This window comes from Cupriavidus sp. 05L310 (assembly GCF_056398185.1).
Genome location: NZ_JBFTOX010000035.1, coordinates 85,783 through 98,915, shown reverse-complemented (window position 1 = coordinate 98,915; position 13,133 = coordinate 85,783). Strand labels below are relative to the sequence as shown.

Genomic DNA, 13,133 nt, shown 5'->3' with positions numbered 1-13,133 from the left:
GCAGGGGAGCAGCCGTTGAAGCCGGTAGGACATGCCAGCCGAAGCCACCACCCGCACGACGCAATCAACGCAGTTGAAGAGCCTGATGGCTCTGCTCCCGGCAGGGTCGGCTTTCTTCTCGTTAGTCTTCTTTGCCGAAGCAAAGAAGAGTGACCGGCGTCCCCCGCAGGGGGATGTCGTACGCTGTTGGGTCCAAAAACCAACGCCGAAAACACTCCCCCCAAGAAGAACTCAATCCGCCTTAGCCCCCGAATCCCTCACCACCTTCGCCCACTTAGCAATCTCCGCCCGCTGAAAACCAGCCAATTTCTCCGGAGTCCCAAGAATAGGATCCAACCCAAGCGTCTTCAACTTGGCCTGCACATCCGGCAACTGATAAATCCGATTCAACTCGGCATTCAGCTTGGCAACCACATCCTTAGGCGTATTCGCCGGCGCGAAAATCGCAAACCACGAATCCGCGTCAAACCCCTGCAACCCCTGCTCCGCCAGCGTAGGAATATCCGGTGCCGACGGCGAGCGCTTGGCACTGGTCACCCCTAACGCCCGCACCTTGCCTTCCTTGATCACCGGCAGCGCCGAAGGCAGGTTGTCGAACATCATGGAGATATGGCCGCCGAGCAGATCAGGAATCGCCATGGCACGGCCTTTATAGGGAACATGGGTGAGCTTCACCCCGGCCAGCGAGTTGAACATTTCGCCCGCCACGTGCGGCGAGGTGCCGACACCCGGCGTGCCGAAGGTGAGGCTGCCCGGCTTGGCCTTCGCCAGCGCGATCAGCTCGGCCACGTTCTTGGCCGGCACGGAGGGGTTGACCACCAGCACGTTCGGCGTCGACGCGACCAGGATCACCGGCGCGAAATCCTTGACCATGTCATATGGCATCTTGCTGTAGAGCGCACCGTTGATGGAGTGCGTGCCCACGGTGCCGAGCGCCAGCGTGTAGCCATCGGGCGCGGCATGCGCCACGGCTTCGGCGCCGATGTTGCCGCCGGCGCCGGGCTTGTTGTCCACCACCACCGGTTGCCCCCAGGATGGGGAAATCTTCTCCGAGAAGATGCGCGCCAGGATGTCGGGCGCGCCGCCGCTAGGGAAACCCACCACCATCCGGATCGGCTTGGAGGGATAGGTGTCGGCCTGGGCCGATGGCACGGCGAATGCGGCGCAGGTGGCCAGCACGGCCGCTGCGAAAGAGGTGATGCGCATGGTATGTCTCCCGATGACTTGATTTGTTTTTTTGGTACCAGAGATTGTCCCGCAAGCCGCCGCCGGACGGGCGCGACAACTCGTGCCTGTCCGGCGGCGGCGTTGGCTCAGCATGATGCTATGGCGCGGATTTCACGCCACACTCACACCACCGTGCCACCGAACTCCGCCATCACTTTATCGTGCAGGCGGCGCATTCCCTTTAGCCACCGATCGTAATCCTGTCCCTTGCGCTGGTAGTACTCGAGCACTTCCGGATGCGGCAAGATGAGGAAGCGTTCGTCCTTCACCCCTTCCAGCGTGACCTGCGCCACATGCTCGGGCGTGACCGAGCCCGCCTGCAGGAAGCCCTTGCGATCGCCGTCCTCGCCGAACAGCATGCGCGTCTGCACGCCCTGCGGGCAGATGCAGCTGACCTTGATGCCGCGATCGCCATAAGTGATCGACAGCCATTCGGCAAAGCCGATGGCAGCGTGCTTGGTCACGGCATACGGCGCCGAGCCGATCTGCGACAGCAGCCCGGCGGCCGATACGGTGTTGACGAAATAGCCATCGCCACGCGCCAGCATCTGCGGCAGCACCGCGCGCGCGGCGTGGATGTGGGCCATCACGTTGATCTCCCAGATGCGCTGCCACTCCTCGGCGCTGGCCTCGAGACCCTTGCGCAGGATGATGCCGGCGTTGGAGCAGAACACGTCGATCTGGCCGAAGCGCTGCGTGGCTTCGTCGGCCAGCGCCTGCACCGCGGCAGCATCGGCCACGTCGACCTGTTGCGCGAACACCTGGCAATCAGGGCTGGCCTTGGCCAGCTCGGCGGCCACCTCTTGCGCGCCCTTCGCATCCAGGTCGACCACGGCCACGCCACGCGCGCCGCCGGCGGCAAAGGCCAGTGCCAGCGCGCGTCCGATACCGGTCGCCGCGCCGGTCACCACCACGGTCTTGTTGCGAATCTCCATCTTTGTCTCCTTTGTTTGCTATGTCTGCATTGCCAGCTAGATGTGCGGCCCTTGGGCCGCGAGAATGCGATACGCGACGGTGGTGGCGACGCTATCCGCGCCCCTGCCACAAGCGAGCCTGCAGCGCATCCGCCAGTTCGCGGATGCGCGGGCCCAGGTTGCCGTCGAGGATTTCCGGCGTGAGCCGGGTAGCCGCGCCGCCGATATTGATGGCCAGCACTTCCGCGCCGTCTTCGAGCACCACCGGCGCCGCCGCGCCGCTCACGGTGCGGTCCCACTCGGCATGCGCCAGACAGAAACCACGCCTGGCGTAATCTCGCAGCGCGCGCTCAAGCTTGATGCGGATGGCTGGCCAGCGCGCTCCATAGTGGCGCTCCAGGTCAGCCATCACGGCGGCGCGCCGCGCCGGCTCAAGCCCGGCGAGCCAGGCCCGCCCGATGGCGGAAGTGGCGGTGGGCAAGCGCGAGCCCGGCGCCAGCCGCATGACCAGCGCGCCGCGCGGCTGGCATACCTCGAGGTAGACCATCTCGTGGCGGTCCGATGTCGCCAGCGCGACCGTGCAATCGGTGGCAAACGCAAGCGACTGCATCAGCGGCTGCGCGATCTCGCGGATGCCCGAGCCGGCCAGGTAGCGCTGCCCGAGCACCATCGCGCCCTGGCCGAGCCGGTACTTCTCCAGCGAGGCGGAATAGATCAGGTAGCCCAGGCTGGTGAGCGTGTAGGTCAGGCGCGAAACGGTGGGACGTGGAATGCCGGCGCGGCGTGCCAGTTCGGCATTGCCCAGGTAATCGTCGTGCGGGCCGAAGGCGCGCAGCAGGTCAAGCCCGCGCGCCAGCGCGGTGACGAAATTGCGGTCGTCTCGGTCGGTGTCCTGCGCCGCCGCACGGGGCTGCGCATCGACGGCGGCGACGGCAGCAAGCGGCGCGTCGGCGGGCAAATGCGGAATCGACGAGGTGCGTTTCATACGTGGCGAGGACGCTGGGCAACGGCTGGTGAAGAACGTGCCTGTGGCCGCCATGAAAGGCTGTGGACAGAGGCGCGCCGGCTATTTCGCTGTGCGGAAGACAATTCCGTATTTCTTGACTGTGCCTCAGGCCGTATGCAACAGTCAATGAAAACGAACGATCGTGCTGGAACGTGACTACAGCGACATGCGTGGCACGCTTCACGGTACACGACGACACCGGCACCCGGGGCCTGCCTGAGCAGGCCATTCCGCATCGCACAGGAGACAACGCATGCAGCACGCCTTTCAACAAGCCGCACCGCCTCGCGGCTGATTCCCGCCCCAGCTTGATCAAGCGGCCCCGGCTTTAGCGCGCGGCGCCGCCACTTCCACGCAGCCCGCGCCGCGGCTTGCGTGCCTTCGTTCGTGTTTGCAAAAGTCGCATGAGGTAAGCCCGTGACATTGTTTCTTCAACAAGTCCTGAACGGCCTGACGCTGGGCGGCGTGTACAGCCTGGTGGCGCTGGGCCTGACGCTGGTCTACGGCATCCTGCACGTGCCCAATTTCGCGCATGGCGCCTTCTACATGGCAGGCGCCTACGTCTCGTACTACATGATGACGTCGCTTGGCGTGAACTACTGGCTGGCGATGGGCGCTGCCGCCATCGCGGTGGCGGCGCTGTCGATGCTGGCCGACCGGCTGGTGTTCCATCCGCTGCGCAACGCGCCCGAGCTGCACGACATGATCGCCGCCATCGGCATCATGCTGTTCCTGGAGGCCGGCGCGCAGGCACTGTGGGGCGCGGACTTCCATCGCATGCCCACGCCCTACGGCCAGATGGTGGAGGTGCTGGGCCTGACCGCGCCGGCGCAACGGCTGCTGATCATCGCCGCGGCATTCGGGCTGATGGTGCTGCTGCACCTGTTCCTGACGCGTACCGTGACCGGCTCCACCATCGTGGCGATGGCGCAGAACCGCGAAGGCGCGGCGCTGGTCGGCATCGACGCCACCCGCGTCACGCTGCTGGTGTTCGCCATCTCCGGCGCGCTCGCCGCGATTGCCGCCACGCTGTACGCGCCAATCAACCTGGTCTATCCGAGCATGGGCAACCTGGTCATCACCAAGGCCTTCGTCATCATCATCCTCGGCGGCATGGGCAGCATTCCCGGCGCCATCGTCGGCGGGCTGATCATCGGCATGGCCGAGAGCTTCGGCGGCTTCTATGTCTCGACCGACTACAAGGACATCATCGCCTTCGTGCTGCTGGTGGCCATCCTGTCGATCCGGCCCCAAGGCCTGTTTGCAAGCAAGGCCGCATAAGGAGCGCACCATGAGCAAAGCATTGCAAGGCAAGACCGGCTGGGCGCTATTGCTGGCGCTGGCCATCGTGTTCCCGCTGGTTACGCCCAACAGTTACTACCTGACGGTGATGACGCTGGCCTTCATCTACGCCATCGCCACGCTGGGGCTGAACCTGATCACGGGCTATACCGGCCAGCTCAACCTGGCGCACGGCGGCTTCATGGCGATCGGCGCCTATACGCTGGGCATTCTCACCGTGGACCACCAGGTGCCGTTCTGGGGCGCGTTCGTGCTGTCCGGCGTGGTGTGCATGGCGGTGGGCTACCTGGTCGGCGTGGTGTCGCTGCGCCTGAAGGGGCATTACTTCTCGATCTTCACGCTGTGCATCGGCTACATCATCTACCTGCTGATCGAAAAATGGGAAAGCCTCACGCATGGCACCGTTGGCCTGATCGGCATCCCGGTGCCGGCGTCGGTGGGGCCGCTGGTATTCGACAACGTGCAGGCGCAGTACTACCTGGTGCTGTTCTTCCTGGTGGCGGGCACTTTCCTGATGCACCGCATCGTGACCTCGCTGCTGGGCCGCAGCTTCATGGCGGTGCGCAACAGCGACGCGCTGGCCGAGGCGCTCGGCATCAACCTGATGCGCACCAAGGTGCTTTCCTTCGTGCTGTCGGTGGGCTATGCCGGCTTTGCCGGCGCGCTGTACGCGGGCCAGGTGCGCTTTCTCGGACCCGATATCGCGCGCACCGACCTCACCTTCGACATGGTAATGGCGATGCTGGTGGGCGGCACCGGCACGCTGCTGGGGCCGCTGCTGGGCGCGGTGCTGGTACCGTGGGTCACGCAGACGCTGCAGTTCCTGCAGGACTACCGCATGCTGGTGTTCGGGCCGGTGCTGATCCTGCTGATCATCTTCGTGCCGGACGGCATCGTGGGCTCGTGGGCGAAACGCCAGGCGCGCCGCGCCGCCGCCGCGCGGCGCGGCGGCAAGAGCCGCGCGCAACCAGCCGGCGCGCCCGTCGTCGCCAACCCGAATGCCAACGCCGCAAATGCCGCCAACGCAGGGGCCGACCATGCTTGAGATTCGCAACCTGACCAGGAAATTCGGCGGACTGACCGCCGTGCACGATGTTTCGATCACCTTCGAGACCGGCCATATCAACGCCATCATCGGCCCCAACGGCGCCGGCAAGACCACCTTCTTCAACCTGATCGCCGGCACCCACGCGCCCAGCTCCGGGCAAATCCTGCTCAAGGGGCAGGACGTGGCGGGCCTGCGCGCCGACCAGATCGCCCGGCTCGGCGTGGCGCGCACCTTCCAGGCCACGCACCTGTTCGACCGCGCCACCGTGCTGGACAACCTGATCGTGGGCCACCGGCTGCGCACGCACTCGGGCCTTGCCGACGTGATCTTCAACACGCGCCGGCTGCGCGAGGAAGAACGCCTGTGCCGCGCCAAGGCCGAGGAGGCACTGGACTTCGTCGGCCTCACGCACCTCGCGCATGAAGTGGCCGCGGACATCACGCAGGAGGAACGCAAGCGCGTGGCCTTTGCGCTGGCGCTGGCCACCGATGCCGAACTGCTGCTGCTCGACGAGCCCGCCGGCGGCGTCAATCCGGAGGAGACCGTAGGCCTGGCCGAGCTGATCCGAAAGATGGTCCGCCACGGCAAGACGGTCTGCCTGATCGAACACAAGATGGACATGATCATGCGGCTGGCCGACAAGATCATGGTGCTCAATTACGGCGAGAAAATCGCCGAAGGCACGCCGGCGCAGATCCAGCGCGATCCGCAGGTCATCGAAGCCTACCTGGGAGCCGACCATGTTGCAGCTTGAACGCGTTTCGCTTTCCTACGGCAGTTTCCGCGCCCTGGACAACATCACGCTGAACGCCAGTGCCGGCGAGCTGGTGGTGCTGCTGGGCGCCAACGGCGCCGGCAAAAGCTCGATCTTCCTGGCGCTCAGCGGCATTCAGCGCACCCATGGCGGCAGCATGCGCTTCGACGGCCGCGAACTTGCCGGCATGAAGCCCTCGCAGATCGTGCAGGCCGGGCTGGTGCATTGCCCGGAAGGCCGCAAGCTGTTTCCCGCCATGAGCGTGCAGAAGAACCTGACACTGGGCGCCTACGTGCACCGGCGCGACCCGGCAGGCATCAAACGCTCGCTGGAAGAAGTGTTCGAGATGTTCCCCATCCTGCGGCAGAAAAAGGACGACCCGGCCGGCTCCCTCTCAGGCGGCCAGCAGCAGATGGTGGCGCTCGGCCGCGCGCTGATGGGCCGGCCGCGCACGCTGCTGCTCGATGAGCCCTCGCTCGGCCTTGCGCCGCTGGTGGTCAAGCAGATGTTCGAGGTGATCCAGCGCATCAACCGCGCCGGCACCACGGTGCTGCTGGCCGAACAGAACGCCTACGCCGCGCTGGGCATCGCCCACCGCGCCTACGTGATCGAAAGCGGCCGCATTGTGATGGAAGGCGACCGCGACACGCTGCTAAAGGATGAAGGAATCCGGAAGGCGTACATCGGCGGATAGCGCCTGCCGGCTTTCGTGGCCCAACCGGGCCACCCCCCAAGCGATGCGAAGCGAGCCCTCAAGGTGTACCAGGCCGTATGGGGCGCCTTCTTTGCCTACTTTCTTGGCAAGACAAGAAAGTAGGTCGCCCCCCGCAGGGGGGTGAAACCGCCTTTGACTTTAAGCCTTTGAAGTTGAATTTGAAGTCAAGCCGTTCCACGTTCCAGTCAGACCCAATACAAACACATCAGGAGACAGCCAAATGCAGACCAAAATGATCCGCCGCTTCTTCCCCCTCGCCGCCACCGCCGTGGCCACCCTGATGGCATCCGGCACCACCTTCGCCCAGGAAGTCGTCAAACTCGGCTACACCGGCCCACTGTCCGGCGGCGCCGCCCTGTACGGCAAGAACGTCCTGTCCGGCATCCAGATGGCAGTAGACGAAATCAACGCCTCGGGCCTGGAAGTCAAGGGCAAGAAGGTCAAGCTGGAAGTCGTCTCGCTGGACGACAAATACGCCCCCGCCGAAGCCGCCATCAACGCGCGCCGCCTGGTGCAGCAATACAAGACGCCCGCCGTGTTCGTGCCGCACTCCGGCGGCATCTTCGCCCTGCAAGCCTTCAACGAGCAGGAGAAATTCCTGGTGATGGCCTACTCCAGCGTGCCGCGCATCACCGACGCCGGCAACAAGCTGACCATCCGCATCCCGCCGGCATACACCGGCTATATCGACCCCTTCATCAAGGCGCAGATGAAGCGCTACGGCAAGAACGTGGCGCTGGCGCCGGCCGACCACGACTACGCCAAGGCCTGGGTGCAAGCCTTCGTGCCGGCATGGGAAGGCGCCGGCGGCAAGGTGGTGGCCAACAACCCGATGTCCTATACCAAGGCCACCGACTTCTACAGCGGCGTGTCGCGCGTGCTGGCCGACAAACCCGATGTGATGTTTGTCGGCGGCCCGTCCGAGCCGACCGCGCTGGTGGTCAAGCAGGCGCGCGAACTGGGCTTCAAGGGTGGCTTTATCGTGATGGACCAGGCCAAGCTCGACGAGATGGCCAAAGTCACCAACGGCCTGGCCATGCTGGAAGGATCGATCGGCGTGATGCCGCTGGCCAACGACGCCCGCCCGGCGGCGCAGACCTACAACAGCAAATACAAGAAACTGCACGACGGCCGCGACGCCACTACCGAGATGTCGCTCAACTACACCATGGTGTACGCGCTGGCGGGCGCCATGAAGCTGGCGGGCACCACCTCCGACGCAGCCGCGATCCGGGCCAGGATGCCGGAGGCGGTGAAGACGCTGGCCAAGGATGCCAACCCCAACGAGATCGAAAGCCTCGACGCCAAGGGCGGCACCGTCGCCGACACCGTGGTGGGCTGGGTGCAGGGCGGCAAGATTGCCCCGGTGCGCCTGTCGGAACTGGCGAAGTAAGCGCGCGAAGCAAAGGAGAGAACCGGCGCTCGGGCCAGGCGCCGGCAGCGAGCCCGCCGCGGCGTACCGTGGCGGGCTTGTCTTTTTGCGCTACCGGATGCGGGCCTCAGGCCCGGTACTGCGGCAGGTTGCCGGCTCCCCCTTGTGCATCAGGCTGCTGCATCGCCACTTGCCGCACTGGCTGCGGCTGCGCCGCCGCATGCTGCTGCTGACGCTGTAGCTCCTGCTGCCGCCGCTGCTGTTCCTGCTGCTGGCGCTGATGCTCCTGCTGCTGGCGCTGCATCTCCTGCTGCTGGCGCTGCTGGTCTTGCTGCTGCCGCTGCATGACTTGCTGTTGTTGCTGCTGTTGTTGCTGTTGTATTGCCTGCTGCTGGCGTTGTTGTTCCTGTTGCTGCCGCTGCTGCTCCTGCATCTGCCGCTCCTGCTGCTGGCGCTGCATGGCCTGCTGCTGCATTGCCTGCTGCTGGCGCTGCTGTTCCTGCACCTGCCGTTGCTGCTGCTGTTGCATCGCCTGCTGGGCACGCTGCTGGTCGGCCAATTGCCGTTCCTGCTGCTGGCGCTGCATTTCCTGCTGCTGCATCGCTTGCTGGGCGCGCTGCTGCTCGCCGACCTGCCGTTGCTGCTGCTGGCGCTGCATCTCCTGCTGCTGTTGCATTGCCTGCTGGGCGCGCTGCTGCTCACCGATCTGCCGTTGCTGCTGCTGGCGCTGCATCTCCTGCTGCTGTTGCATCGCCTGCTGGGCACGCTGCTGCTCACCCATCTGCCGCTCTTGCTGCTGGCGCTGCATCTCCTGCTGCTGTTGCATCGCCTGCTGCGCCCGCTGCTGGTCTCCCATCTGCCGTTCCTGCTGCTGGCGCTGCCTCTCCTGTTGCTGTTGCACCGCTTGCTGCCCTCGCTGCTGGTCCCCTATCTGCCGTTGCTGCTGCTGGCGCTGCATCTCCTGCTGCTGTTGCATCGCCTGCTGCGCCCGCTGCTGGTCTCCCATCTGCCGCTCTTGCTGCTGGCGCTGCATTTCCTGTTGCTGTTGCACCGCTTGCTGCCCTCGCTGCTGGTCCCCTATCTGCCGTTGCTGCTGCTGGCGCTGCATCTCCTGCTGCTGTTGCATCGCCTGCTGCGCCCGTTGCTGGTCTCCCATCTGCCGCTCTTGCTGCTGGCGGCCCAGCCCCTGCGGATCGGTCTGCAGGGTACGGCCATTCTGCTGCGCGGCGGCCCGTTGCTCGGCCTGGCGTTGCTGGAACTGCTGGGCCTGCTGGGCCTGCTGAGCCTGCTGAAGTTGCGAACCTGGCTGGCCCCCTTGCGGCGGCAAGCCGCGCGCCTGGTCCGGACGCGTGGTCCAGCCGCGCACGCGCGGATCGCCGCCCTGCACGGGTGGCTGGCCGCCATGCTCGGTCCCGATCAGGCCCTGCGGCGCGGGCGGGCGGGCGCCACCGTCGGCACGTTGTGGGCCGAAGGCCGGCATGCCAGGATTCCCGCCGCCGGGAGCGCCCGGCGTTCCGGGCATCTGGCCTGCCCCGTTGCGGCCATGGTAGCCAGGCGCAGCCTGGCTCAACCTGACGGGCGCGGAAGCCGCCGGGTTCCCGCCTGGCGCATTGCCGGCGCCACGCCATGCCGGCCCGGCGCCGGGCACGGTGCCGCCGGCGCGGGCAAAGCGCTGGGCCAGCTCATCGCTGGCCGGGCGGCCCGGCACGCGGGCCGCGATGGCCGGGCGCCCGAAGCTTTGCGCGGCTTCCGGCGGCGCCGGGCGCGCGGGGGCCGCGCCATGCAGGCTGCCCTTGACGGGCGCCAGCGGCGGCGTGCCGTTGGCCTCGCCCTGGGGCAGGTTGCGCCATGCCACGCCGCGCGCGCCGGGCGGCACGCGCTGGCCCTGTACAAAAGCGCGCGACGGCATGTCTGTAATCGCCCCCGGCACATTCCGGTTGATGAAGGCATTCCCGCCATGGCGATTGAACGCCTCGTTGTTGCCAGCGAAGCGGTTGATGCGGCTGAGATACGCCGGGCTGGCGCCATAGACCGGGCGATAAGCCTCGTGCGGTCCCAGCGGGTACCACGCTACGCCCGGGCCACGTCCGTGCCCGTGGCCCTCGCCGATAAAGCCCACCACCGCTGGGGCGTAGACCGGCCGTACCGACCGCGGGCCCGGCATCCAGCCCCAACGGTTGCCGATGCGGGCCCAGCGGCCGTAGTGGGACGGGGCGAAGCCCCAAGGCGCATCGTCGCACCAGCTCCACCCCCACGGTGCCACCCAGGCCCAGTAGCCCGTGCTGTAAGGTGCCCAGCCCGCCGCCACCACGCGGGGGAACCAGACCGCGCCATAGCCGGGGTCTTCCTGCCAGTCGCCATAGTCGTCCAGCGCGGCATAGCCAGTCATTTCAGGCGCGACGTAACGAGCCGACGGCGAACTGTCCTCGCGCGCATCGCGCGCCATGGTCCAGCGGTCGAAGCCGTCCAGGGGAGGATTGGTGGCGCTGCCAGCCTCGGCCAGGTCGGTGCCGGCAAAGCGGATCTGCTCGCCGCGCCGCATTTGCCGCGAGCGGTTGTCGCCGTACACCACGGCGGAGCCGTGGTGCATGGTGACCACCGTGTTGCTGCCGTCAGGCGCCACGTCGAGGCGGTAATCGCCGGGCTCGGCCGGCACGAAAGCCACGTTGGGCGTGTCGATCTCGACCGGCTGGTCGGGCGGCAGCGCGCGTACGCGCAATTGCAGCGTGCCCTGGGTCAGCTTGACCTGCGTGGCGCTGTCGTCGAGGTTGAGCACGGTCACGGCGGTGCCGCTGCCCAGCCGGATCGCCGTGGAACCGGCGTGCAATTCGGCCTGGCCGCCGTTATCGACCCAAAGGCGGTCGCCGGTGGTAATGGGCCGGTTCAGGCCTGCCTGCGCCCAGTCGTCGGAACCCGCCGGGGCAAAGCTCAGGTTGCCGGCGGCATCGGTGATGGTGGCGATGCGCGCGGAAGGATCGGCGGACTGCGCCAGCGCCGGCAGTTGCCAAGTGATGAAAACGAGACTGGCGGCCAGGAGCAGGGCGCGCGTGCGGGCGCCAGGCCTGCGGTCGGAAAACATGGGATACCTCTTGGTAAGAATGGGCGCGCGGGCCAACACCTGCCACCCTGCTATCACCATACTTCGCTTAACGCCAGGCTGCCGGACTAGCCGACTTGACTTTGTAAGCACATATTTCCCTGTCCTGGACAGGCGGGAGAGGCACAACTTGCCTGCGCGCCGCCCGCCACGGGCCCCGCCACGTCGGGCTGCCAGGGCTGGCGGGACGAAACGGGACGAAGCAGGACAAAGCCGGAAACAAATTTCCAGGCGGGAAGCGCGGCCGTGCAGGGCAGCCGGCACATGGTATCAACGGGGAAAAGGCGGAGCAGCGATGGTGGCGCGGGCCCGGCCCGCCCGGCTCAGCGAGCCGACTGCCGCAGGAATTCGGTAAATTTGTCGGGGGACATAGGCCGGCCGTACAGGTAGCCCTGCACCTCATGGCAACCGTTCGCGGCAAGGAAATCCCGCTGCTCGACGGTTTCCACGCCTTCGGCCACCACCCCGATGCCCAGGCTGCCGCCCACGTTCACCATGGCGCGCACGATGGCGGCGTCGACTGGGCTCTCGGTGACATTGCGGATAAACGACTGGTCGATCTTGATGCGGTCGACCGGAAATGACTTGAGGAAACTGAGCGAGGCGTAGCCGGTGCCGAAATCGTCGCAGGTCAGGGTCACGCCATCCCGGCGCAAGGTCTGCAACTGCCCGGAGAACTCGTCGCCCTGCTGCAGGGCGATGGTCTCGGTGATTTCCAGCTCGAGCCGCTCGGGCGCCAGGGCCAGCTCGCGCAGCACGTGGCGGACTTCGGTCAGCAGGCGGCTCTCGCTGAGTTGCGCCGCAAACAGGTTGATGGCGACGCGCGGCGCATCGGGAAACCCCAGCGACCACATGCGCGCCTGGGCGCAGGCGGTGTGCAGCAGCCAGACGCCAACGTCCGCCGCCACGCTGCTGGCCGCCAGCGCATCGATGAAGCTGGCCGGCGTCAGCAGGCCCTGGGTGGGATGGCGCCAGCGCATCAGCGCCTCGGCGCCCACCACGCGGCCATCGCGCAGGTCGATCTGCGGCTGGTACAGGAGTTCGAACTGGCGTTGCGCGTAGGCATCGCGCAAGGCTTGCACCAGCGACAGGCGGGTGGTCACGTCGGTGCGCATCTGCGGCTTGAAGAAGCGGATGGTGCGGCCGCCGTCGCGCTTGGCCCGGCCCAGCGCCAGGCTGGCCGATGCCAGCGCATCCGAGGCGTTGTCCCCGCCGGCCGGCATCACGCACGCGCCCAGGCTGGCCAGCACATGGTGGCGCCGGTTGCCGTATTCGTGGGGCTCCGACTGGAGCGAAAGGATGGCCGCGCTGACATGGCGCACCAGGGTGGGATCCGCGATGGAGGGGAGCAATACGGCGAACTCGTCGCCGCCGATCCGCCCCAGGATGGCGTCGCGCGGCGAGGCGTCGCGCAGGCGGCGTGCCACGCGGCGCAGGATTTCATCGCCCTCGGCATGGCCGTGCATATCGTTGAAAGCACGGAAATCGTCGATGCCGAGCAGCAATAGCGAACAGCGCGGGGTGGCCTCCGAGCGCAGGCGGCCTTCCAGCGTGTTCAAGAATGCCTGGCGCGACGCTACGCCGGTCAACGGATCGAGGTCCGCGTTCGACGGCGCGCCGGCCCTCGCCTCTGACCTGGCCACCATGCCTGCCCTGTTTGTGATTATCGACATCGGTCCGATCTGACTATTTGGCAAG

Annotated in this window: 10 protein-coding genes; 5 read left to right on the top strand and 5 right to left on the bottom strand. The window is 66.7% G+C overall.

The window, feature by feature from the left end:
* Positions 1 to 231 precede the first annotated feature (231 nt).
* From AC1DS6_RS24720 to AC1DS6_RS24710, 3 genes are all read right to left on the bottom strand, one after another.
* On the bottom strand, positions 232 to 1,206 hold the full coding sequence (locus AC1DS6_RS24720; protein WP_441633382.1) for a Bug family tripartite tricarboxylate transporter substrate binding protein: 975 nt from the start codon (positions 1,204 to 1,206) through the stop codon (positions 232 to 234).
* A gap of 143 nt (positions 1,207 to 1,349) precedes the next feature.
* A complete protein-coding gene (locus tag AC1DS6_RS24715) occupies positions 1,350 to 2,162 on the bottom strand; it encodes an SDR family oxidoreductase (RefSeq protein WP_477103354.1) in 813 nt (270 codons plus the stop codon).
* Positions 2,163 to 2,253: 91 nt separating this feature from the next.
* Entirely contained in the window at positions 2,254 to 3,126 is an 873-nt protein-coding gene (locus AC1DS6_RS24710; RefSeq protein ID WP_477103353.1) for an IclR family transcriptional regulator, read from the bottom strand.
* 438 nt (positions 3,127 to 3,564) lie between these two features.
* Between AC1DS6_RS24710 and AC1DS6_RS24705 the strand changes: the two genes are divergently transcribed.
* The 5 genes from AC1DS6_RS24705 (at position 3,565) to AC1DS6_RS24685 (ending at position 8,359) form a co-directional block, all read left to right on the top strand.
* Entirely contained in the window at positions 3,565 to 4,428 is an 864-nt protein-coding gene (locus AC1DS6_RS24705; RefSeq protein ID WP_035864592.1) for a branched-chain amino acid ABC transporter permease, read from the top strand.
* Positions 4,429 to 4,438: 10 nt separating this feature from the next.
* Positions 4,439 to 5,494, top strand: coding sequence for a branched-chain amino acid ABC transporter permease (locus AC1DS6_RS24700; RefSeq protein ID WP_477103352.1), 1,056 nt, complete (start codon positions 4,439 to 4,441; stop codon positions 5,492 to 5,494).
* A complete protein-coding gene (locus tag AC1DS6_RS24695) occupies positions 5,487 to 6,251 on the top strand; it encodes an ABC transporter ATP-binding protein (protein WP_477103351.1) in 765 nt (254 codons plus the stop codon). The genes AC1DS6_RS24700 and AC1DS6_RS24695 overlap by 8 nt, the downstream gene beginning before the upstream one ends.
* Complete coding sequence (locus tag AC1DS6_RS24690; protein ID WP_441637550.1) at positions 6,238 to 6,945, top strand: ABC transporter ATP-binding protein; 708 nt, start codon at positions 6,238 to 6,240, stop codon at positions 6,943 to 6,945. The genes AC1DS6_RS24695 and AC1DS6_RS24690 overlap by 14 nt, the downstream gene beginning before the upstream one ends.
* Positions 6,946 to 7,186: 241 nt before the next feature.
* Positions 7,187 to 8,359 carry an ABC transporter substrate-binding protein gene (locus tag AC1DS6_RS24685; RefSeq protein WP_441637548.1) on the top strand — a complete coding sequence of 391 codons (1,173 nt, stop codon included), beginning with the start codon at positions 7,187 to 7,189 and terminating at the stop codon, positions 8,357 to 8,359.
* A gap of 106 nt (positions 8,360 to 8,465) precedes the next feature.
* Here AC1DS6_RS24685 and AC1DS6_RS24680 read toward each other — a convergent pair whose 3' ends face one another.
* Both AC1DS6_RS24680 and AC1DS6_RS24675 read right to left on the bottom strand, forming a co-directional pair.
* The gene (locus tag AC1DS6_RS24680; protein ID WP_477103350.1) at positions 8,466 to 11,417 is read right to left on the bottom strand and encodes a DUF6600 domain-containing protein; all 2,952 of its coding nucleotides are present in this window, start codon (positions 11,415 to 11,417) and stop codon (positions 8,466 to 8,468) included.
* A gap of 341 nt (positions 11,418 to 11,758) precedes the next feature.
* Positions 11,759 to 13,081 carry a putative bifunctional diguanylate cyclase/phosphodiesterase gene (locus tag AC1DS6_RS24675; RefSeq protein WP_045236297.1) on the bottom strand — a complete coding sequence of 441 codons (1,323 nt, stop codon included), beginning with the start codon at positions 13,079 to 13,081 and terminating at the stop codon, positions 11,759 to 11,761.
* Positions 13,082 to 13,133 lie beyond the last annotated feature (52 nt).